The organism is Formosa sp. S-31 (genome assembly GCF_051172795.1).
GTDB lineage: Bacteria > Bacteroidota > Bacteroidia > Flavobacteriales > Flavobacteriaceae > Formosa.
In genome coordinates this window covers 105403-127053 of the sequence record NZ_JAENDK010000017.1, presented here as the reverse complement: position 1 = coordinate 127053, position 21651 = coordinate 105403, and the positions used below count along the sequence as shown (strand labels likewise).

21 protein-coding genes and 1 tRNA gene are annotated in these 21651 nt (G+C 36.4%); 3 read left to right on the top strand and 19 right to left on the bottom strand.

What is annotated here, in order from left to right; all coding sequences use genetic code 11:
- Positions 1-9 precede the first annotated feature (9 nt).
- The 4 genes from I3217_RS15650 to I3217_RS15635 form a co-directional block, all read right to left on the bottom strand.
- A tRNA-Met gene (locus I3217_RS15650) sits at positions 10-82 on the bottom strand.
- Positions 83-147: 65 nt separating this feature from the next.
- Complete coding sequence (locus tag I3217_RS15645) at positions 148-324, bottom strand: CPXCG motif-containing cysteine-rich protein (protein ID WP_435050710.1); 177 nt, start codon at positions 322-324, stop codon at positions 148-150.
- A 34-nt stretch (positions 325-358) separates the two neighbouring features.
- Complete coding sequence (locus I3217_RS15640; protein WP_435050709.1) at positions 359-1171, bottom strand: leucine-rich repeat domain-containing protein; 813 nt, start codon at positions 1169-1171, stop codon at positions 359-361.
- Between the two features lie 93 nt (positions 1172-1264).
- Positions 1265-3175 (bottom strand): ATP-binding cassette domain-containing protein, encoded by a 1911-nt coding sequence (locus I3217_RS15635; protein ID WP_435050708.1) that lies wholly within the window; start codon positions 3173-3175, stop codon positions 1265-1267.
- Positions 3176-3260: 85 nt separating this feature from the next.
- Between I3217_RS15635 and I3217_RS15630 the strand changes: the two genes are divergently transcribed.
- Positions 3261-3650 (top strand): DUF983 domain-containing protein, encoded by a 390-nt coding sequence (locus I3217_RS15630; RefSeq protein WP_435050707.1) that lies wholly within the window; start codon positions 3261-3263, stop codon positions 3648-3650.
- Here the strand turns inward: I3217_RS15630 and I3217_RS15625 are convergent.
- From I3217_RS15625 to I3217_RS15615, 3 genes are all read right to left on the bottom strand, one after another.
- A complete protein-coding gene (locus tag I3217_RS15625) occupies positions 3647-4696 on the bottom strand; it encodes an NAD(P)/FAD-dependent oxidoreductase (RefSeq protein ID WP_435050706.1) in 1050 nt (349 codons plus the stop codon). The genes I3217_RS15630 and I3217_RS15625 overlap by 4 nt on opposite strands.
- A 91-nt stretch (positions 4697-4787) precedes the next feature.
- Positions 4788-5567, bottom strand: coding sequence for a zinc ribbon domain-containing protein (locus tag I3217_RS15620; protein WP_435050705.1), 780 nt, complete (start codon positions 5565-5567; stop codon positions 4788-4790).
- 3 nt (positions 5568-5570) lie between these two features.
- Positions 5571-6665: a Nif3-like dinuclear metal center hexameric protein gene (locus tag I3217_RS15615; RefSeq protein WP_435050704.1), complete on the bottom strand. Its 1095-nt coding sequence runs from the start codon at positions 6663-6665 to the stop codon at positions 5571-5573.
- 53 nt (positions 6666-6718) lie between these two features.
- Between I3217_RS15615 and lpxK the strand changes: the two genes are divergently transcribed.
- The gene (gene lpxK / locus I3217_RS15610) at positions 6719-7729 is read left to right on the top strand and encodes a tetraacyldisaccharide 4'-kinase (protein ID WP_435050703.1); all 1011 of its coding nucleotides are present in this window, start codon (positions 6719-6721) and stop codon (positions 7727-7729) included.
- Here the strand turns inward: lpxK and I3217_RS15605 are convergent.
- From I3217_RS15605 to aqpZ, 11 genes are all read right to left on the bottom strand, one after another.
- Positions 7726-9948 (bottom strand): ATP-binding protein, encoded by a 2223-nt coding sequence (locus I3217_RS15605; protein WP_435050702.1) that lies wholly within the window; start codon positions 9946-9948, stop codon positions 7726-7728. The two genes, lpxK and I3217_RS15605, sit on opposite strands and share 4 nt — an antisense overlap.
- A 51-nt stretch (positions 9949-9999) precedes the next feature.
- Positions 10000-10998, bottom strand: a complete 999-nt coding sequence (gene gap, locus I3217_RS15600) for a type I glyceraldehyde-3-phosphate dehydrogenase (RefSeq protein WP_435050701.1) — start codon at positions 10996-10998, stop codon at positions 10000-10002.
- Complete coding sequence (gene lipA / locus I3217_RS15595; RefSeq protein WP_435050700.1) at positions 10998-11876, bottom strand: lipoyl synthase; 879 nt, start codon at positions 11874-11876, stop codon at positions 10998-11000. Before lipA ends, gap begins: the two co-directional genes overlap by 1 nt.
- A gap of 52 nt (positions 11877-11928) precedes the next feature.
- Complete coding sequence (locus I3217_RS15590; RefSeq protein ID WP_435050699.1) at positions 11929-13146, bottom strand: NRAMP family divalent metal transporter; 1218 nt, start codon at positions 13144-13146, stop codon at positions 11929-11931.
- Positions 13139-13687, bottom strand: a complete 549-nt coding sequence (locus I3217_RS15585; protein WP_435050698.1) for an RNA polymerase sigma factor — start codon at positions 13685-13687, stop codon at positions 13139-13141. Before I3217_RS15585 ends, I3217_RS15590 begins: the two co-directional genes overlap by 8 nt.
- Positions 13678-14790, bottom strand: coding sequence for a glycosyltransferase (locus I3217_RS15580; protein WP_435050697.1), 1113 nt, complete (start codon positions 14788-14790; stop codon positions 13678-13680). Before I3217_RS15580 ends, I3217_RS15585 begins: the two co-directional genes overlap by 10 nt.
- Before the next feature lie 8 nt (positions 14791-14798).
- The gene (locus I3217_RS15575; RefSeq protein WP_435050696.1) at positions 14799-15002 is read right to left on the bottom strand and encodes a membrane or secreted protein; all 204 of its coding nucleotides are present in this window, start codon (positions 15000-15002) and stop codon (positions 14799-14801) included.
- A 126-nt stretch (positions 15003-15128) separates the two neighbouring features.
- Positions 15129-16376, bottom strand: coding sequence for an ATP-binding cassette domain-containing protein (locus tag I3217_RS15570; protein ID WP_435050695.1), 1248 nt, complete (start codon positions 16374-16376; stop codon positions 15129-15131).
- 65 nt (positions 16377-16441) lie between these two features.
- Positions 16442-16981, bottom strand: a complete 540-nt coding sequence (locus tag I3217_RS15565) for a pyridoxamine 5'-phosphate oxidase family protein (RefSeq protein ID WP_435050694.1) — start codon at positions 16979-16981, stop codon at positions 16442-16444.
- A gap of 104 nt (positions 16982-17085) precedes the next feature.
- Positions 17086-17253 (bottom strand): lmo0937 family membrane protein, encoded by a 168-nt coding sequence (locus tag I3217_RS15560; protein ID WP_435050693.1) that lies wholly within the window; start codon positions 17251-17253, stop codon positions 17086-17088.
- 77 nt (positions 17254-17330) lie between these two features.
- Positions 17331-18017 carry an aquaporin Z gene (gene aqpZ, locus I3217_RS15555; protein WP_435050692.1) on the bottom strand — a complete coding sequence of 229 codons (687 nt, stop codon included), beginning with the start codon at positions 18015-18017 and terminating at the stop codon, positions 17331-17333.
- Between the two features lie 329 nt (positions 18018-18346).
- Between aqpZ and I3217_RS15550 the strand changes: the two genes are divergently transcribed.
- Positions 18347-19999 (top strand): sodium/sugar symporter, encoded by a 1653-nt coding sequence (locus tag I3217_RS15550; protein ID WP_435050691.1) that lies wholly within the window; start codon positions 18347-18349, stop codon positions 19997-19999.
- 74 nt (positions 20000-20073) lie between these two features.
- On the opposite strand, the gene hemN is transcribed toward I3217_RS15550, so the two are convergent.
- Positions 20074-21435 carry an oxygen-independent coproporphyrinogen III oxidase gene (gene hemN / locus I3217_RS15545; protein ID WP_435050690.1) on the bottom strand — a complete coding sequence of 454 codons (1362 nt, stop codon included), beginning with the start codon at positions 21433-21435 and terminating at the stop codon, positions 20074-20076.
- Positions 21436-21651 lie beyond the last annotated feature (216 nt).

The window sequence follows — 21651 nt, the reverse complement described above, 5'->3', positions numbered from 1 at the left end:
TGTCCTTTGTAGCGGGAACTGGACTCGAACCAGTGACCTTCGGGTTATGAGCCCGACGAGCTACCTACTGCTCTATCCCGCGATATTGTGGTGCAAATATACAATGGTTTTTAGATATTACAAGCATTATTTTAAAGAAATTATTGATTAATTTTTATTAGCCTGAAAATGTGTAAGTTTGCCGTTGTTAAAATTTACAATAACTTCAATGGGGTTACACCAGACCTCGCAATCTTCAATATATTGCTGCGATGGAACACCAGAATCGAGTAACATTGAAATCGTTTCCCAACAGTAAGGGCATGTAAAAAAATATTCTAACATGCCCTTAATTTACTAAAATATGTATATCTAATTACTAATCGTTATCAGTAACCACCGTGCCCATATCAAAATTTAAATAGTTTTTAGGCATGCGATTGGTAAAGTTTTTATAGTCTTTATTAAACTTGTTATTCTTCACCATTAAAATATTAAGTTTAGATAGTTTTCCTAATTCTTTAGGAAGGAAACCTGTAAACTTGTTGTCTGACATAACAAGCTCTTCTAATTTTGATAATTCACTTATCTGAGCCGGAATTTCGCCTTCAAAATGATTGTCGGATAAACTCAGGTGTTCCAGGTTTTCTAGTTTACATAAATGATCCGGAAATTGTCCCGAGAAGTTGTTATTCCCTAATTGTAAAATTTCCAGATTCTTTAAATTTTCGAAAGTAGAAGGGATGTTACCCTGGAATTTGTTGTGATATAAACTCAGGAATTCCAGTTGCTCAAGATTACCAATTTCTACCGGTAAAAAACCGACAAAGTTGTTCATGAATAACTCTAAGGATACCAGATCTCTTAACTCCCCAATAGATCTAGGAATGTGTCCGCTTAATTGGTTAGAAGCCAAATTAAGCGTTTTTAAATATCTTAAGTCGCTTATGCTGGAAGTTATTTCGCCTCTAAGATTGTTGCTTGGTAAAATAAGAGCAACAACATGGTCGTCGCTAATTTTTACACCATGCCAGGTTTCTATTGGCGCATCCAGATTCCATGGAATTTTCCAATGTTCGCCATCGGTAGCATAATATAAATTAACCAAAGCCTTTTTTTCTTCGAATGGAATACCGGCAAAGGTGAATAAGGTCGTAAAAAATAAAAGAGTGGCTAGCTTTAAGGTTTTCATAATTGAAATAGATTTGAGGATATCATATTTCAATATTAACAAAAAACCAGTTTAAATTCAAATTTATTCGACGAAATACACGTCTGAATTAATTTAGTTCTCCAATTCTTCTATTTCGAGTTGCACATTTTCCCAATCTTCCATAAGGGCAGACAGTTTTGTTTTTTTGTTGTTGTACTTTTCAAAAAAGTCTGGTTTGGCAATTAATTCATCGTGGTTTTTAGCCAGATCTTCATCTAATTTTTTAATGTCTTTTTCCAGATCGTTAATCTGAGATTCAATCTTACTTAATTTATTGTTTAAGGACTTTAATTTTTTCTGATCTTCGTAAGAAGCTGTTTTTTTAGTTTTAGGTTCGTTTTTAATGACTTCACGCTTTTCTACTTCTCTTAAGTTCTCAACATTTCGTTGTTCGAGATAAAAGTCGATATCTCCTAAATACTCCTTAATTTTATGGTCTTTAAATTCGATAACCTTATCGGTTAAATTCTGAAGAAAATCCCTGTCGTGCGATACTAATAATAAGGTGCCTTCAAAGCGCTTTAAGGCTTCCTTTAAAACGTTTTTCGATTTAATATCCAGGTGGTTGGTAGGTTCGTCCATTACAAGAACATTAAAGGGCTGTAACATTAGTTTAGCGAGTGCCAAACGGTTTCTTTCACCACCGGAAAGCACACGAACATATTTGTCTGCCTCTTCACCTCTGAATAAAAAGGAGCCCAGGATATCCCGTACTTTACTACGGTTAGTCTCGTTGGCTGCATCAATCATAGTGTCTAAAACCGTTTTATTTCCGTCCAGATACTCGGCCTGATTCTGAGCAAAATAACCTATCTGTACATTATGCCCGAGTTTTAAATGCCCCTCGTGTTTTAACTCACCCACAATAATTTTAGCCAGTGTCGATTTTCCCTGTCCGTTTTGTCCAACAAAAGCAGTTTTACTATCGCGTTCTACATGCAGACTAATGTTTTGAAGCACATTTTTACTGCCATAGGTTTTTACTATGTTTTCGGCTTCTACAACCACTTTCCCTGGTGTAATGGATACGGGGAAATTTAAGGTCATGACGCTGTTATCGTCTTCGTCTACTTCTATACGGTCTATTTTGTCCAGTTTCTTAATTAAAGACTGAGCCATAGTAGCTTTAGATGCTTTGGCTCTGAACTTTTCTATTAATTTTTCTGTTTGTTCAATCTGCTTTTGCTGATTTTTTTGAGAGGCTAATTGCTGTTCTCTTATTTCTTTTCGTAAGACTAAGAATTTAGAGTATGGTTTCGGGTAATCGTAAATGCGACCCAGAGAAATTTCAATGGTGCGGTTGGTGACGTTATCTAAAAACATTTTGTCGTGCGACACAATGGCCACGGCTCCCGAATAATTTTTTAAAAAGCCTTCCAGCCAGATTATCGATTCAATATCCAGGTGGTTTGTAGGCTCATCCAGTAATAAAATGTCGTTGTCCTGAAGTAAAAGTTTTGCCAGTTCAATCCGCATACGCCAACCTCCGGAAAAGGTATCAGTAAGTTTTTCGAAATCTTCACGTTGAAATCCTAAACCTAAAAGGATACGTTCTGTATTCCCCTGATAATTATATCCTCCAATAATTTCGTACTGATGCTGAACATCATTTAAGTCGATCATTAACTGGTGGTAAGCTTCACTTTCGTAATCGGTACGCTCGGCAAGCTGCTCGTTTATATGTTCCATTTTAGCTTCCAGAGCCTTAATTTCGGTAAAGGCCTGATAAGCTTCTTCCAGAACGGTACGGCCTAAAACAAAATCGATATCCTGTCTCAAAAAACCTATTTTTAAATCTTTGTCAGCAGAAATCTGTCCGGAATCTGGTTGTAAATCTCTGGATAAAATTTTTAACATGGTCGATTTTCCTGCGCCATTTTTACCAATTAAGCCCACACGGTCGCCCTGACTGAGTTTAAAGGTAATTTCTTCGAATAAATATTCGCCTTGAAATGATATCGATAAGTTATGTATGTTAAGCATAGTTTTGTTACGAAAGTTACCAAACTTTAGCTTTTAAAATCTTAAGTTTGTATTAGAAATAAGTCGCAAAAATACATTAAATAAAATGTTTAAAAAAGGATCGAAACTATATAGTATTTTCACGGGAGCTTGTCCAAAATGTCATCAGGAATCTATGTATGTAAATAAGAATCCTTATGTGTTGGGAGATACCTTGAAAATTCACGATACCTGCTCGCATTGTCATACTAAATACCGAATAGAGCCCTCTTTCTTTTATGGTGCCATGTATGTAAGTTATGCTGTGGGCATTGCTTTTGCGGTAGCGGCGTTTATTATTAGTTTTTTATTTTTCGGGACCGATTTAATGACTTCTTTTATAGCTATTGTTGGTACGCTTATAGTGTTTATGCCTATTATTATGCGCTGGTCTCGTAATATCTGGATTAACTTTTTCATGTCTTACGATCCTAATCTGGTAAAGGATAAATCTTAATTTGAATTAAACCGTCTGATATCTATTTCAGAATCCAGAGTCTGGCCATGTTCTATATAATTGAATAATTTTTCAGATACATAAGGAGCAATCATAACACCTCGGGTGCCCAGGCCGTTTAATACATACATGTTTTTATACTCCGGATGCTCGCCAACTAAAGGCCTGCGGTCTTTAACTGTTGGACGGATTCCAGCCACCTGATTTATAACTTTGAAATCGCAGGTAATAAACATTTTTATTTTAGACAGTAATTCATCTTTCGCTTTTTCGGTAATGCTATTGGTTTTATCGTTCCATTCGTAGGTGGCGCCTACCCAGTACACATCATTCTCCATCGGAATTAAAAAGGCACTGGATTTTAAAATGTAATCGAGCTTTAAATCGGGTGCTTTTATCGTTATAAGTTCCCCTTTGGTTCCGTTTAATGGTAAAGTGTTGAAGTATGGGTTTCGTTTTACTCCAAAACCTTCAGCAAAGACAATGTGTTTGGCAAGTACATTCTGATAGCGAAAACCTGATTCTGTAATTTTTAATGCGTCGTAATCGAAGCCTTCAGCGCTAAACTCATTGGTGGTTTTTAGATAGCTAATATAACTTGTAATAAGCTGTCCTGTATCTATGCGTCCGGTATGTAATACTTCTCCTAATCCATATGCCGCATCAATATGCGGGTTGGTGTTTTTAACGATTTTGGTTGAAAGAAATTCGCCTACCTGAGGACGATCGGAAGCTGCAAACCAGTCATTCTGTTCTTCAGAAGAAGTAAAGCGGCGTAAAACAGGAATTTTATAATCTAATTTCACCTGGAGTTTATCTTCCAGACTATGATAAAATGGTAAGGCTAATTCCAGTTGTTCTTTACTTTTCCACACAGAGGTAAATCGTTTTAAAACGACTGGATTGTATAAGCCACCTGCTACTGTAGAAGATTGCTGGGAAGCATTATCGAACACTAATACTGATTTGTTATTAGTCTTTAATTGCTCTATAAAACTTATGCCGGCAAGGCCGCAGCCTACAACTATAAAATCTACTGTTTTCATATAGCGAAGATACAATGTTTCGTGTTTAATATTGGCGTAAAAAAAACGTCCTTCAATATTGAAGGACGTTTTTTAAGTATGTGTTAATGAATTAAAACTTAGCAAATAGTTTTTCCATTTTCTCTTTTTGTTCATTAGCTAAAGCTTCGTCAACTAATATTCTTCCACTGTGCTCATCTGTAATGATTTTTTTACGAGACGCAATTTCCATTTGAATTTGTGGTGGAATTGTAAAGAATGAACCTCCAGAAGCACCTCTTTCAATAGCAACAACAGCTAAACCGTTTTTAACGTTGTTACGAATTCTTGTATAGGCCGTAACCAAGCGTTCTTCTATTAAGGTTTTATACTCTTCAGATTTTTGAATTAATGCTAATTCTTCTTTTTCAGTTTCAGCTAAAATAGCATCTAATTCGCCTTTTTTGTGTTTTAAGTGAGACTGACGTTCTTTAGAACGTTCTTTAGTTTGAGCTATAACTTCTTTTTTCTGCTCAATTTGCACTTTAAATTCTTTAATGTGCTTTTCAGCCAATTGAATTTCTAAATCCTGAAATTCGATTTCTTTTGTTAGTGAATTGTATTCTCTGTTATTTCTAACATTCTTTTGTTGTTCACTGTATTTTTTAATTAAAGACTTAGCTTCTTCAATTAAATTTTTCTTAGCCTTAATCTCATCATCCAGAGTTTCAAGACTAGCATCTAATTTTTCAAGTCTTGTTTGTAGTCCAGCAACTTCATCTTCTAAATCACGCACCTCTAATGGTAGTTCTCCGCGAACGTTTCTAATTTCATCGATTCTAGAATCAATAAGTTGTAGATCGTATAAAGCTCTTAAACGTTCTTCTACAGTAACTTCTTTACTTTTTGCCATACTTTAAAAATACTTAACAGGGTTTGTATCGGTCTTTGATAAAACGATTGCAAAATTAGTAATTTTTTTTGTAAGATGTGCTACTAAACCGTTTTTTGTAAACTGCTCACTTTCAAAATGTCCGATATCGGTTAAAATTATTTCATTTTCTGCCGAGAAAAAATCGTGATATTTTAAATCGGCTGTAATAAATGCATCTGCACCGGCTCGTTTTGCATTAGAGATGGCAAAACTTCCAGATCCGCCTAAAACAGCAACTTTTTTAACCGGTTTTCCAAGCAATGCACTGTGGCGAATACAGGCTGTATTCATTTTTGTTTTTACATAGTTTAAAAATTCGGTTTCTTCCATAGTTTGAGGTAACTCGCCCAGCATGCCCATACCGATATTCTGATTCTGGTTCTCCAAAGAAAGAATTTCATAAGCTACTTCTTCGTACGAATGGGTGCTGAACAGGGCCTTTAGAATTTTAGATTCCAAATGTTTGGCGTAGGTTACGGTAATTTTGGTTTCGGCTTCGTAATGTATAGACCCTTTTTTGCCCTTTGTAGGATTAGAGTTGCTGTTGCCGTTAAAGGTGCCTGTGCCTTCCAGGTTAAAACTACAATCGGAATAATTACCTATTTGTCCGGCACCGGCATCAAACAAAGCGTTTCTAAGGGTTTCTGCTTCTGCCTGAGGTACGTAAGTCGTTAGTTTTTTTATCGTACCATTTTGAGGGATTAATATGCTTTTGTTAATTAATTCCAGTTGATTGCATATCATGTCGTTTACACCTTCAATATGGTTGTCTAAAGCAGTGTGTATGGCGTAAATTGCAATGTCGTGTTTTATGGCTTTTAACACTACGCGTTCCACATAGTTCTTGCCTGTTATGCTTTTAAGCCCTTTAAATATAATAGGGTGAAAGCTTATAATAAGATTGCATTTGGTTTCTATGGCTTCGTCTACAACAGCTTCTAGAGTGTCGAGAGTAATCAAAACTCCGGTTAGAGAGGTGTTTTTGTCTCCAACAAGCAAGCCAACATTGTCAAAATCTTCAGCATATTGTAGTGGAGCAAAGTCTTCAAGGTGGTTAATCACGTCTTGAATTATCATAATATCTTTGGTATTAAGTTTAAAACAAAGATAAAATATTTACTTTCGTTACCATGAAATTATTGAGATACATCTTCTTTCCTATAGTGCCCATTTATCACTGTATAACCTGGTTGCGAAACAAAGGGTTCGATATGGGAATTTTAGATTCTACAGCTTATGATTTTCCGGTAATTTGCGTCGGGAATCTAAGTGTGGGAGGCACAGGAAAAACTCCAATGATTGAATATTTAATAAAGCTTTTAAGTCCGCAGTTTCATGTAGCCACACTTAGTCGTGGTTATAAGCGTAAAAGTGAAGGATTCCAAATCGGGAAAATGGATATTACTGTTGAAGAGCTGGGAGATGAACCATTTCAGTTCTATACTAAATTTAAAAATAAAATTACGGTTGCAGTGGATGCGAACAGGAGGGAGGGCATTGCGAAATTAATGCAGTTGAGACCTAAGCCGGATGTTATTTTGCTAGACGATGCGTTTCAGCATCGTAAGGTGCAGGCTGGTTTAAATATTTTACTAACAACTTATAGCAATTTGTATACTTCAGATTTTGTTCTGCCTACAGGAGATTTAAGAGAACCAAAAAGCGGAGCTAAGCGGGCACAGTTAATTGTGGTCACCAAATGTCCGGAGTATTTAGATGAAGCTGAGAAAAATAGTATTGTACAGACTATTAACCCTGAAACAGAACAGCAGGTCTTTTTTAGTCGTATTAAATACGCCGATGAGGTGGTGTCGAAAGGTAAACAATTGCCTTTGTTAAGTCTGCCTAAATTCACTTTAATTACAGGAATTGCAAATCCGACGCCTTTAGTTGAATTTTTAAAAGAGCAGCATTTAGAATTTAATCATCTGAATTTTAAAGATCATTATCATTTTACAGCGGAAGACATTAGTACGTTTGACGCTTTAGACTTTATTGTTACTACCGAAAAAGATTATATGCGTTTAATGCAGTATCCATCTTTAGAAAATAAATTGTATTATCTGAGCATAGAAGCTGTAATAGATAAACCGGAACAATTTAATGCGGCGGTATTGCAATTTGCAGGTTTACCAGCTTAAGATGCACTTTTGTTGCTCATTACAGCTCTGAATAATTTTTTCTCGAAATCTTCCTGTTTGAATGGTTTTGAAATGATGTCGTCGAAACCGGCTTCTTCAAACTCCTGCATTTTATCTTCTATAGTAACGGCCGTTAAAGCAAAGATATTAAGTTCTCTGTCGAAGGTTCTTATAATCTTTGTAGCTTCTATACCACTTATACCAGGCATATGGATGTCCATTAATACAACATCGTAATGGTTGTTTTTAACGCGGTCTACAGCTTCTTCACCATTATCTACCACATCGCAGTTCAGTTTCATTTTAGCCAGAATTTTTTTGGTAATCATCTGGTTTATTTTGTTGTCCTCAACCACAAGAATTTTAATATTACTCAATTCCATTTCGTTTACCCCTTTAAAGTAACTGGTCTTTTTGTCTTCAATTACTTTGGTGGAGTGTATTAATGGTATTTCGAAAAAGAAGGTAGTGCCTTTATTTAATTCACTTTTAAGGTAAATTTTTCCATTAAGAATCTCGATTAATCCTTTTACAATGGAAAGTCCTAAACCTGTACCGCCATATTTTCTGTTAATTTGAATTGAGCCCTGGGAGAAACTTTCAAACATGTGTTTTTGTTTCTCTTCGGTAATACCAATACCATTATCTTCAATTTCAAAACGTACGTTAAAGACATCGTTTTTGTCGGATATTTTACAAACGCGAACCCAGATGTCACCATCTTTAGTAAACTTAATCGAGTTTCCGATAAGGTTAATCAGGATCTGAGAAATTTTTAACTGATCGCCGTTAAAGTTTAATGGTAAATCGGTGTCGTATTCAAAATGAAGTTTAATATTATTGTCTTCGGCCGAATTGTTTAAAGCCGCAATAACATTAGAAATCTTCTTTTTTAGGTCGAAAACTTCTAGTTCAACCCCAACCTTATTCGCTTCAATTTTATTAATCTGAAGAATGTCGTTAATAAAGGTTAATAGGTAGTCCCCGGAGAATTTCAAGGATTTTAAATGCTGAATCTGATCTGGCTTCGGGTTTTCATCCAGTAGCATGTTGGTAAGTCCAGTAACGGCATACAGCGGTGTTCGCAATTCGTGCGTTACGGTAGATAAAAAGTTGGCTTTGGTTTTCGATGCCAGTTCTGCTTTTTCTTTGGCTAGTATTAATTCGCTGTTTTTTTTGTGCAGCATATTATTGGTTTTTAACCTGATGTTGTTGTTTTTGTACAACGATAAGGTTAAAAGCGAGAGGATGGTAATTAAGGCGATACTCAAAATCGTAGCCAGTTTATTTAGGCTTTTGTCAACTTTTAATTTTTCTAAATCGGCTTCTTTTTCTTTCTGAAATTCAGTCTGGTTGTCTATTAAAAACTGTTCGCGTTTATCCGGAGACAGGTTTTTTCGTTTTACGGCCAGTAAGGTTTCCGATAGTTTAATGTGGTTTTTTAAGTATTCGTTAGACTGTTTGTAATTACCTAACTTTTCATATAGGCCACTTACAATAAAATAGCCTTCATTCAGAATATCGGTGTAGTTATTTTTTTCTGCAATTTGAAGACCTCGATTCCCCAGTTTCAGAGCGGCTTCATTGTCTTCTAAATGGGCGTAAACACTGGCCTGATAAATTAAGGCGCTACTCTTTATTTTCTTAAGTTCGTAACGCTGACTTATCGCCAGAGATTTTTCTATGCGTTCTCTTGCTTTTCGATACTGTTTTAAACTTAGGTAGGTTTTTCCTTCGTTTAATAATACTTCGGCTGCAAATTCGTTTAAATCCTCCTGTTCAAATAAAGTTAAAGAGGAGCGGTAATAAATTAGAGCCTGATCGTAATCTTTTAAGGAATAAAATACATTTCCTAAGGTTTTGTAAGTCTCGGCTATGTTAACATTGTCTTTTGCAAAACGTTGTACTTCTATAGCCTTGGTGAGCGATTTAATGGCTTCTTCGGGTTCTTCTATAATGAATTCCAACTTCCCGATTTTAGAATAAATAAGCCCAATACTTTTTTTATTATCTAACTTTTCGGCTAATAATAAGGCGCTTTCCAGTTTTTTCTTAGCCGGATAATAATTATTGTTGTCTAAGTCGTATTGCGCTTGGGTAATACGATAGTCTATCGTGTTCTGAAGGGTTTCAGGATCGTTTTTTAAAGTGTTCTGCGCTTGCACACAAATTACTAAAAACAAGAATACACCCGATATGTATTTTTTAATATTAGGCATTATAATTCGGTTGACTTACGTCTGTAAATATAACTTTTTACTCGATAAAAGTTACATTTTTTCCGATAATTTGCATAATAAATCAATAATTCTGTTGGAATAGCCAGTTTCGTTATCGTACCAGCCTATTATTTTTACCATATTTCCTATAACCGAAGTCATTTGAGAATCGAATATACAGGAGTGTGGATTTCCGACAATATCAATGGAAACAATAGGGTCTTCTGTGTATTCCAGTATGCCATTAAATTGTGTTTCGGCAGCAGTTTTAAATGCCTGATTAATGATTTCTATAGAAACATCTTTTTTAACATTAAAAGTAATATCGGTAAGTGAACCATTAGGTACGGGAACACGAATACCGCAACCTCCTATAACATTAGATAATTCCGGGAAAATTTTGGTAAGTGCTTTTGCGGCTCCTGTAGTGGTAGGAACTATAGATTGTCCGGCAGCTCTCGCGCGTCTTAAGTCTGGGTGTGGCTGGTCGTGTAAGCTCTGGTCTGTAGTGTAGGAATGTATTGTTGTAATATATGCCTGATCTATACCAAAGTTATCCTTGATTATAGCCATCATTGGGGCTGCATTATTAGTGGTGCAGGAGGCATTAGATACAATAGTTTCTGTACCATCTATAATATGGTCGTTTACGCCTAAAACTATGGTTTTAATATCCTCGTCGGTAGGGGGAACGCTTAATATTACACGTTTCGCCCCGTTGCAGATATGGTGTTGTAGCTGTGTTTTTGTTTTGAATTTACCGGTAGATTCAATCACAAAATCTACATGATATGGTTTCCAGTTACAAGCTTCAGGGTGACTGGCGTTTAGTAATGGAATTTTAATGTCGTTTACAATAATATTGGAAGTATCGTAAGTGACGTTGTGTGGAAAAACACCATGTATGCTATCGTATTTTAGCAGATGGCTTAGGGTACGGGCATCGGCCAAATCGTTAATTGCAACCACATTAATAAACGGGCGGTCCTGAAGTAATCTAAAGACCCGGCGGCCTATGCGGCCAAACCCGTTAATAGCTACATTAATCATTAGTTAATATGTTTCTGTGCCTTGTAAGAGGAACGCACTAAGGCGCTACTTTCTACGTGTCTGAATCCTAATTCCAGTCCAATTTGCTCATATTCTGCAAACTGATCCGGAGTTATAAACTGCTGTACAGGTAAATGTTTCTTGCTTGGCTGTAAATATTGACCAATAGTTACAACGTCTACATCATTGGCTTTTAAATCGTGAAGGGTTTCAATAACTTCTTCGCGCGTTTCTCCTAAACCTAACATGATTCCTGATTTTGTACGACGTTGACCCTGAGATTTTAAATATTTTAATACAGCCATACTTCTATCGTATTTTGCCTGAATACGAACTTCGCGAGTTAATCGTCTTACAGTTTCAATATTATGAGATACAACCTCTGGAGCAACTTCTATAATACGATCTAAATGTGATTCAATACCTTGAAAATCTGGAATTAGAGTCTCTAGGGTAGTTTCCGGATTCATACGTCTAACGGCTTTAACCGTTTCTGCCCACATGATACTTCCCATATCTTTTAAATCATCACGATCCACACTGGTAAGTACGGCATGTTTAATTTTCATGATTTTTATAGAGCGGGCTACTTTTTCAGGTTCATCCCAGTCTACAGTTTCAGGACGTCCGGTTTTTACGCCGCAGAATCCGCAGGAACGCGTACAAACATTACCTAAAATCATAAAGGTAGCAGTTCCTTCGCCCCAGCATTCTCCCATATTAGGACAACTCCCTGAGGTACAAATAGTATTTAAACTGTATTTGTCTACAAGTCCTCTTAATTCGGTGTATTTTTTCCCCGTTGGTAATTTTACACGTAACCATTTTGGTTTAGGTTGGCGTTCCGGTAGAATGTTTGAAACTGTATCTGTATTCATGAATTGTCAATTTTCAGACTGCAAAGATACAAAGTATTAAATTAAATAAGCATTATAAGGAGTTAAGATACCAAATGCTGAAACTTATTAAAAAGGCAATGCCTAGCCAGCTTAGAATGTGCATCGATTTGGATGGATGCCAGGCTTTAGGCGTGTGTTTGCTACTTATTAAAATGTAATTAGTAATGGCATAAAATGGTGCTGTTAAAAAAGATATTATGGTGGCCGTTTTTATAAGAAAAGCCATTTCTGAATTTAAAAAGTAAAAAATAAAGGCAGTGCCAAAACTTAAAAAGAGCATCCATGAATAATACCCGTATTTTTGGTTGGAATTAAAGAGTAGCTCCGTACTTTTTGTCATGGATCTCGGAGAGGCATCCATAGTTGTTAGCGTGGTACTGAACATGGTAGTTAGGGCTGCAATGCCTATGATAATGTAGGTCCAGTTTCCTAAATGAGCGGTGTACAGTTGTATGAACTGACTGGCAAATATGGCAGCGCTTCCGCTAAAGGTTTCGTTGCTGTTAAACATAACAAGGTAGCCCAAACACATAAAACCTAAACCTAAAAAGATAGTAGCAAAATAACCGATATTGAAATCGAACAACGCTGTTTTCGGAGTTAATCTTTCTGTGGTTTTCGATTTTTCTACGGTCCATAACGATTGCCATACCGAGACATCCAAGGGGGCAGGCATCCATCCCATAAATGCAATTAAAAAAGCAATACCTGTTTTTGTGTCGGGTAATATCTGATGGAAGTCTAAAGTGTCTGAAGTTGTTGAAGGAATAGCTACACTTACGGCAATTATGGTGCTTATGCTTAGGGTGATAATTATTACCTTCATTAAGGTGTCTAACAACTTATATTTTCCTATTAGGAGAATAAGCAGACATAAGCCGGTAATTATCGCCGTCCAGAACTGCAGGGAAAGTGTGCTTTTAAAAACAGCAGAAGCAATTCCTGCCGTAACTATGGTAACAGCCGTTTGTATGGTAAACATGGTAGCGAAAGTGATAATGAAGTAGAGTACTATAAATACTTTGCCTAACTTTTTATACCCGTCCAGTAGGCTTTCTCCCGTAGCTGCAGCATAACGCGGACCAAATTGAAAAAACGGATATTTAAACACGTGGACAGCCAGTAATACCCAAACCAATCCTAATCCAAAATCAGCACCAGCTCTTGTTGACTGTACCAGATGGGATACGCCAACAGCTGCACCGGCAAATAATAAACCCGGACCTAGTTTTTTTAATACATTATTCATTTTGAATAATAGCGGAAAGTAGCTTTTTAGCGCGTAATAATTTTACTTTTACGTTGTTTATGGGTTCTTTCAATTCTTCAGAAATTTCTTTATAAGATAACTCCTGAAAGTAACGTAAATTAATAATTTCCTGGTAATGCGGTTTTAATTTTTTTATATCCCGCAGGAGTTTAGCCAGATTCTGGTCTGTAATAATTTTATCTTCTGGTGAAGGAGAAGCGTCCAGGACCTGATTTATGGTGTCGCTGTCTTCATTCGATATTTGTTGTTTAATAGAACTTTTTTCTTTTCGAAGTAAATCGATATGAAGATTTTTAGATATGGCAATGAGCCAGGTTTTAAATACGTAATCACTATTGTAAGTATGTATTTTGTCGAAAGCCTTAGAAAAGGTCTGGATGGTAATGTCTTCGGCATCATTTTCGTTGCCGATACGTTTTAGCTGAAAGCCATAAACGTCCTCCCAGTAGGTGTCTAACAAGAAATTAAACGCCTTTTGGTCGTTTTCTTTAGCTTTTTTAATAGCGTCTTCTATTTCCAAGAATTGGGTTTTGAAATGGAATTAGATATAAATATAGTTAATTGCGAAACAATTAAAAAGACTTCTAATAGCGGAATGATATAAATTAAGTCGTTTTCTTTTAATTTTTTGGCTGTTTTTCCCAGTACAATCCACTGAGTGAATATTCTTATTGCAATTAGTGCAGTAACTACAGGCCAGTTGTAAAGCAGGGTAATTAATGTTAATGCCAGTATCCAGAATAAAAGCTGAGTGGTATAAAAGGCACCCAGAATAAATTTTTGATAGGCTTTGTAATGTTTTGCCGTGGTGACGTGGCGGCGTTTCTGGTTGATCCAGGCCTTATAACTTTGTTTTGGTAATGATTCGGTAAAGCTGTCAGGAGCGTGGCAAATGGCTGTGTTTTTAGATGTTGCCATCTGGTTAACAAACAAGTCGTCGTCTCCGGAACGTACATTCATATGGCTGATAAAACCGTTAGCTTCAAAAAACAGGGGTTTTGTATAGGCGAGATTGCGCCCAACACCCATATAAGGCATGCCCAGTTTTGCGTACGAAAAATATTGAGAGGCTGTTAAAACGGTTTCGAAACGAATTAATTTATTTAAGAATGATTTTTTAATTTTTGCGTAGGCGCCGTAACCTAGAACTATCGCCGTATTGCCATTAAATTGCGCACTCATTTCCGAAATCCATGAGCTTGAAACCGGTTTGCAGTCAGCATCGGTAAATAATAAATGGTTGTGTTTAGCTGCTTTGATACCTAAGGTTAAAGCATATTTTTTATTGGCCCAAAACGCCTCCGTATTCTTAACATTTACAATTTTAATCTTCGGGTAAAGCTCTGCATAATGCTCTATAACCTCTAAAGTATCGTCGTGAGAGGCGTCGTTAATTAAAACAACCTGATAGTTGGGGTAATCCTGATTAAGTATAGCCGGTAGAAAAGCTTTTAGGTTTTCGGCCTCATTTTTAGCACAAACAATTACAGAAACTGGAATGGTGTTACTGTGTTGGTTTTGTGGACTAAGAAAGGCAAATACTCTAAGAACAACTAAATAATAAAAAAGCTGTACGAGGACAATTCCTACGAAAACGTAGAAAATAATGTCGAGTGCAATCATGTAGGGGCTTAAGAATGTTGAGGTTCGCTACAGTCTTTAAATTGATCTGGTGTTTTTCCGCAAAAGCCACAAGCTTCGCCACTTTCGTTTAACATCGGGTTTTGGCTCGCGCAGGTTCCTGCAAATTTACCATCTTTTTTTGCCCAGATTTTAATGGCAATTCCTGCAACTCCAAGTCCTAATAAAACTAATGTGATAAGAAGTAATTTCATGATATTCAATTCTATATAAATACTGTTTTACCCCGTTAAAAAGGGTGTCCTAAACAGGAGTACAAAGGTACAGTTTTTTGAAATAAGACTAAAAAAATTAGCATTTCTTTTAAGATAAAAATACGCTTAGTTCTGCATAACTATACCTGAAGAGCCTTCGGGGGTTTTGTCCAGTTTGAAAATATGGGTAGGCGTTAATTCGGTTTCATGGCGGTGAGATACATATAAAATAGCAGTATTGGTAGTATGTGCAATTTTGTTTACCAGACTTATAAAAATAGAAGCGCCGTAATCGTCTAAACCCATCGTAGGTTCGTCCAGAATTAATAATGGCGGATGCTTAATCATGGCGCGGCAAATTAAAATCAGGCGCTTTTGGGTTTCCGATAAATAATAATAATTGGTTTGTTCTAAATTTTGAAGTCCGATAAGTTTTAACCATTGCCTGGCTAAATCTGTTTCAAGATCAGTAGGAATTTGATATAGCCCTATACTGTCTTTAAGTCCGGAGATAACCATATTAATTGCGGTATGGTGCCCGTTAAATAAATCCATCATACTCGATGTAAAATATCCCAGCTTTTGTTTAATGTCCCAAACCGTTTCTCCCGAGCCTCTTTTATTTCCAAAAATAAACAAATCCTGACCGTATCCTTTCGGGTTGTCTCCAATCATCATGGTGACAAGGGTGGATTTTCCAGAACCGTTTTCGCCTTTTAATTCCCAGAATTCTCCTGCATTTATCTCCCAGTTTATATGCTTTAAAATAGGGGTCCCATTGTAACTTACATTTACATTGCGGAAGGCAATTAAAGGTGATCCGTAGTTTTTTTTTGCTTTTAGTGGTTCAGGGATGTTTGTGTTTAAAATAAAATGAGGTGCCAGGTGTTCCTTTTTTAAATAGTCGGATTTAGGCACACAGGAATACACGTCATTTTTTAATGTCAGAATTTGATTTATAAAAGGGAGGATATCTTCATTTCTGCTGAAAATTTGAATGATAGGTAAATTTTCAGAGCGTTTAATCAGCTCTTCTTTTAAAGCTGTTACACTTCCTGAATCCAGAGCATCGAACGGGTTTTCCAGTATTAAATATTCGGGATTTCGAGCTATTAAGTATTTCAAAAGCGCTTTTTTACGTTCGCCACTGGATAGTGTTAATAGTTTACGATGGCTCTCTGAAGTTAAGGTGAAATCGTCGTGTAATAATTCTTCCTTAATAAATTCATTTAAAGTGGTATTCGAAAAATAGGCCGCTTTTTTATTTCTGAATTCAGAAAAATCGGAATGAGAATTTTTTGTGAGATAGTCTAAAAATTGATTTATGGTGTTGCGGTTGGCACTGTGAAAAGCAATATGTCGGGTTGTATTCATGTAATTGGAGTCCTGGGTAATTGTCTTGTAAAGGTCTTTATATTTTGGAGTTATAACAAATGGAATTATAGTATGTTCGTGTTAAAACCATCAATGCTTTTGGTGTTTTTTTCCTGCCAGTAGTTTTCAATACCTTGTTTTCCTTTTTGTGTAGCCCAGTCGTTCAGCATTGTACGATCCTGTTTGAAATCCATTAATGGAACTCCAAATCCGCAGGAGGTCTGTACCAGATCAACATCCATTTCTATAATCTGTCTGGATCCAATATTATCAGGGAAGCAGGAGCTGTAGTTTTTAAACTGCTCGTCTCTTTGGTGGAATATTTTTGCTGTACCATAGAGTCTTAAGATTAATGGTTTACCATCGAATGCACAAAACATAATAGTCATTCTGTTGTCTTGTAACAGATGAGCAGCGGTTTCATTACCACTTCCGGTTAAATTCAGCCAAATAATTTTATTTTTATTAATCACTCTAAAACTATCGGTGCCTTTTGGAGAAACATTTACACGTCCATCTTTTGCTGCCGTGCCGACAAAAAAGATATGCTGTTTTTTAATAAATTGTTGTATATGCTCTGGTATATATTCAATTTGCTTTCCCATAAGTGGAGGTTATAAGTTGAAATAGTAATTAATAAAATTAAAAATCCACTTTTAAATGACCAAAAATCATTAAAAGTGGATGGTGATATTTTAAATAAATCTTACTATAAAGGTTTTCGTCCTGAAATTATATTGTAAAGAATTACAATAATTGCAATTACAAGTAGAATATGAATCAAGCTACTGGTGGCTAATCCAGGAACTATGCCCAGTAATCCTAAAAGCCAGATTACAATACAAACTGCGGCTACAAGCCAAAGAAGATTTCTCATAGGTTTTGGTTTTAGAGTTTAATCTAAGTTAGTGAAAAACAGGTTTCTATCAAATGTTAATCGACTAAATGTAAGAATCAGGCTCCTTCTGGTGAAAGGTATTTGTAAACTATGCCGGCAAGGACAGCTCCAAGTATAGGGGCTAGCCAGAATAACCATAATTGACCTAAGGCCCAATCACCCACAAATAATGCCTGGCTGGTACTTCTTGCCGGGTTTACAGAGGTGTTTGTTACCGGAATACTTATTAAATGAATAAGTGTTAATCCCAATCCAATTGCCAGACCTCCAAAACCTTTTGGGGCTTTAGAATGTGTAGCTCCCAGAATAATTATCAAGAAGGCAAAGGTCATAACAGTTTCGGTAATAAATGCTGCGGTTACATTGTAGCCGTCGGGAGAATGTGCGCCATAACCATTTGCAGCAAAACTCCCCAGTTCGAAACCAGATTTTCCAGACGCTATCAGGTATAAAATTCCGGCTCCCACAATACCTCCAAGTACCTGTGCAATGATATAAGGAATTAATTCTTTTTTGTCGAAACGCCCGCCTATAGCCAGTCCAATAGAAACGGCCGGATTTAAATGGCATCCCGAAATGTGGCCAATGGCATAGGCCATGGTAAGAACAGTAAGACCAAAAGCCATAGCTACGCCAACAAAGCCAATACCTAATTCCGGATAGCCGGCGGCTAGCACAGCGCTACCACAACCGCCAAGAACGAGCCACATCGTGCCAATACATTCTGCTACTAATTTTTTCATAAAGTTGGTTTTAAAGATTAATTTTTATAATTACCGCGTTTAACGGTGTTGCTAGTTGTTATATAAATATGCGAAAACTTTATTATATAATCTTATAAAAAGTAAGTGAATACTTAATTTTTATTTTGGTAAAATATTGAATTACAGAAATTTTGCTTTCGGTGAAATATCTATCTGTGCTGACTGCTGTTTTGAACCTAAAATAATTTTGAATGTTTGTTGAAATACTACATGTAATAAGTGCTATATAGTTTTAGGTGTAAGGATAAATCTTTGTGAGAATTTCCTATATTTACCATGTCTCATTAAAAATCTAACTAACTAAGACTATGACAACTCAATTTGAATTTTTAGACTATTTTATTTTCGTGGCCTATGCCATCCTGATTTTAGGGGTAGGACTATGGATGTCGCGCGATAAAAAAGGTCATGAAAAAAACGCTGAAGATTACTTTTTAGCGGGAAAATCTTTACCATGGTGGGCTATTGGAGCCTCTTTAATTGCGGCAAATATTTCAGCAGAACAATTTATAGGCATGTCCGGCTCCGGATTTGCTTCCGGGCTTGCTATTGCATCCTACGAGTGGATGGCGGCTTTAACCTTATTAATCGTGGGGAAATTTTTCCTTCCAATTTTTATAGATAAAGGGTTGTATACTATTCCTGAATTCGTAGAAAAACGATATTCAACAAATCTGAAGACCATTTTGGCTGTATTCTGGATCGCCTTGTACGTTTTTGTTAACCTGGCTTCTGTATTGTACTTAGGATCTTTGGCTTTGGAGACAATTATGGGAATTCCAATGATGTACGGGGTTATAGGTTTAGCGCTTTTCGCTGCGGCTTATTCCTTATACGGTGGTCTATCGGCTGTAGCCTGGACCGATGTTATACAAGTGGTGTTTTTAGTGTTAGGAGGTCTGGCGACTACCTATTTAGCACTTAATACCGTGTCTGGAGGCGAGGGGATGATTGCAGGAGTAAAAACAGTTTACGAAGCGGTGCCTGAGCGCTTTGCCATGATCTTAGATGAATCTAATCCGGAGTATAAAAACTTACCAGGTATTGGGGTTTTAGTAGGAGGTATGTGGGTTGCCAATTTGTACTACTGGGGATTCAATCAGTATATTATCCAGAGAACGCTTGCAGCTAAATCTTTAAGAGAAGCTCAAAAAGGAATTTTATTGGCGGCATTTTTAAAACTAGTTATTCCTTTAATAGTTGTAATTCCTGGAATTGCGGCTTATGTAATGGTTAATAATCCTGAAATATTAGGAAGTTTAGGTGAGGCTGGTTTGAAAAACTTACCATCTGTAGATCAAGCCGATAAAGCTTATCCTTGGTTGTTGCAATTTTTGCCAACCGGACTTAAAGGTGTGGCTTTTGCAGCTTTAGCAGCAGCCATCGTATCGTCTTTAGCTTCTATGCTAAATTCAACGTCAACGATTTTTACAATGGATATTTATAAACAGTATATTAATAAAGAAGCTAATACAAAACAGACTGTAAATATGGGACGAATCTCTGCAGCTGTTGCCTTAATAGTGGCTTGTATTATGGCACCTTTATTGGGAGGTATCGATCAGGCATTTCAGTTTATTCAGGAGTATACAGGAGTTGTAAGTCCTGGAATTTTAGCGGTATTTTTATTAGGATTATTCTGGAAGAAAACGACCAATAAAGCAGCTATAGTAGGTGCTTTAGTATCTATTCCTATTGCCATGTATTTTAAAGTAGCTCCTAAAGGCTGGTCTACTAGTCCGATATTTGTAGATGTTCCGTTTATGGATCAGATGGGGTATACTTTAATTTTAACCATTATAGTTATTGTAATTGTGAGTTTAATGCAGCATCAAGGTGCTGATGATGAAAAAGGTATCCCTTTATCAAAATCTCTGTTTAAAACAGGACCAGTATTTAATATTGGAGCATTTGCTGTCATGATTATTCTGGTAATGCTTTACAGTTTATTCTGGAGTTAATCGATACAGAATTTAAAATATAAAAAAAGGGAAGCTATTAGCTTCCCTTTTTTTGTTTTTAATGTTATGAACTTTTAGATAGTCATCGAAAATATTCGGGTTTCCGGTTTGCTTTCCAGAAGTTTCAAATCGAATGCCATGCAAATGTTTCTAATAAACATGCGTCCTTCTTCATTTACCTTTAAGCTGTCGTCAGAAATGTGTAATAAACCATCGGCTTCCATTTCTTTTAAATGCTCTAAAATCAAAGGTAGTTCTTCTATGTGCATTCCAGCATCTTTCCATGAAGTTTCCAGATTACACATAATATTTAAAATGTGTTTTCTTATAATTAAATCTTTTTCAGATAGTAAATGGCCTTTAAAAATGGGTAATTCGCCAGCTTCAATTCGTGCGTAATAATCGTCCAGATGTTTTTCATTCTGAGCAAAACTATACCAGGAATCACTGATTGACGATACACCTAAACCAATCATGAGTTGTGTTTTTCCAGATGTGTAGCCCATAAAGTTTCGGTGAAGCTGGTTTTTTGTCATTGCAATGTGCATACTGTCTGTAGGCAGGGCAAAATGATCCATTCCTATTTCTACATAACCTGCATCGAAAAAGAGCTGTTTTCCTAATTCGTACAGATGTCTTTTTTCGGCGTCCTTAGGCAGATCTTCCTCTTTAAACCCGCGTTGACCATTACCCTTAATCCATGGCACATGCGCATAACTGTAATAGGCAATGCGGTCTGGTTTTAAAGCGACCGTTTTTTTTATAGTATCTCGAATACTGTCTTCGTTCTGAAATGGTAGGCCAAATATTAAATCATGACTCACAGAGTCGTAACCAATGGCTCTGGAGTCTTCGGTTACGCGTTTTACAGTTTCAAAATCCTGAACCCGATGAATGGCTTTTTGTACCGTAGGGTCGTAGTCCTGTATTCCAAAGCTGTTGCGCTTAAATCCTAAATTATATAAGGTTTCAAGTTGTTCTTTGGTTGTGAAATTAGGGTGTCCTTCGAAGCTGAATTCAAAATCATCTGCTTTTTCTGCTATTTCAAAAATACCGTTTATCAGGATTTCAAGGTGCTCTGCCGAAAAGAAAGTTGGTGTTCCGCCTCCCAGATGAATTTCTTTAATTCGGGGTTTGTCTTCCAGCACATCGCAATACATTTTCCATTCTTTAAGTAGCATTTTAATGTAAGGCGCTTCGACACTGTGCTGTTTGGTTATGCGTTTGTGGCAGGCACAAAAGGTACATAAGCTTTCGCAGAAGGGTAAATGAATATATAAACTGATGCCTTCTGTAGCGTTAGATTCCTGAAAAGATTTTTTTAATGTATTAATCCATTGATGCATACTAATACCGTCTGCATCCCAATAGGGAACTGTAGGGTAACTGGTATATCTCGGGCCTGGAATATTGTATTTTTGAATTAAACTTGTCATCCTTTTTTATTATTAAATGATCCTGTAAAAAACGGACGTGCAAATTTACGATTAATTTATAGGTTGATAAAGAAAAGGTAAGTTTAAAGCATTAAAACGTGATTTAAACTGGCTGCGGGTGTTAACAAATTAAAAAACTACCGATTAGCGAGAAAATTAAGTGTACTTTTGATGCTTCAAAAAGAATGACATTTTTTAAGATTTGTCATTTTGTAC

Bases quoted from the DNA above. Each gene is read 5' to 3' on its own strand.
- I3217_RS15645 (WP_435050710.1), bottom strand. From the start codon at position 324: ATGTTAGAATATTTTTTTACATGCCCTTACTGTTGGGAAACGATTTCA.
- I3217_RS15640 (WP_435050709.1), bottom strand. From the start codon at position 1,171: ATGAAAACCTTAAAGCTAGCCACTCTTTTATTTTTTACGACCTTATTC.
- I3217_RS15635 (WP_435050708.1), bottom strand. From the start codon at position 3,175: ATGCTTAACATACATAACTTATCGATATCATTTCAAGGCGAATATTTA.
- I3217_RS15630 (WP_435050707.1), top strand. From the start codon at position 3,261: ATGTTTAAAAAAGGATCGAAACTATATAGTATTTTCACGGGAGCTTGT.
- I3217_RS15625 (WP_435050706.1), bottom strand. From the start codon at position 4,696: ATGAAAACAGTAGATTTTATAGTTGTAGGCTGCGGCCTTGCCGGCATA.
- I3217_RS15620 (WP_435050705.1), bottom strand. From the start codon at position 5,567: ATGGCAAAAAGTAAAGAAGTTACTGTAGAAGAACGTTTAAGAGCTTTA.
- I3217_RS15615 (WP_435050704.1), bottom strand. From the start codon at position 6,665: ATGATAATTCAAGACGTGATTAACCACCTTGAAGACTTTGCTCCACTA.
- lpxK (WP_435050703.1), top strand. From the start codon at position 6,719: ATGAAATTATTGAGATACATCTTCTTTCCTATAGTGCCCATTTATCAC.
- I3217_RS15605 (WP_435050702.1), bottom strand. From the start codon at position 9,948: ATGCCTAATATTAAAAAATACATATCGGGTGTATTCTTGTTTTTAGTA.
- gap (WP_435050701.1), bottom strand. From the start codon at position 10,998: ATGATTAATGTAGCTATTAACGGGTTTGGCCGCATAGGCCGCCGGGTC.
- lipA (WP_435050700.1), bottom strand. From the start codon at position 11,876: ATGAATACAGATACAGTTTCAAACATTCTACCGGAACGCCAACCTAAA.
- I3217_RS15590 (WP_435050699.1), bottom strand. From the start codon at position 13,146: ATGAATAATGTATTAAAAAAACTAGGTCCGGGTTTATTATTTGCCGGT.
- I3217_RS15580 (WP_435050697.1), bottom strand. From the start codon at position 14,790: ATGATTGCACTCGACATTATTTTCTACGTTTTCGTAGGAATTGTCCTC.
- I3217_RS15575 (WP_435050696.1), bottom strand. From the start codon at position 15,002: ATGAAATTACTTCTTATCACATTAGTTTTATTAGGACTTGGAGTTGCA.
- I3217_RS15570 (WP_435050695.1), bottom strand. From the start codon at position 16,376: ATGAATACAACCCGACATATTGCTTTTCACAGTGCCAACCGCAACACC.
- I3217_RS15565 (WP_435050694.1), bottom strand. From the start codon at position 16,981: ATGGGAAAGCAAATTGAATATATACCAGAGCATATACAACAATTTATT.
- I3217_RS15560 (WP_435050693.1), bottom strand. From the start codon at position 17,253: ATGAGAAATCTTCTTTGGCTTGTAGCCGCAGTTTGTATTGTAATCTGG.
- aqpZ (WP_435050692.1), bottom strand. From the start codon at position 18,017: ATGAAAAAATTAGTAGCAGAATGTATTGGCACGATGTGGCTCGTTCTT.
- I3217_RS15550 (WP_435050691.1), top strand. From the start codon at position 18,347: ATGACAACTCAATTTGAATTTTTAGACTATTTTATTTTCGTGGCCTAT.
- hemN (WP_435050690.1), bottom strand. From the start codon at position 21,435: ATGACAAGTTTAATTCAAAAATACAATATTCCAGGCCCGAGATATACC.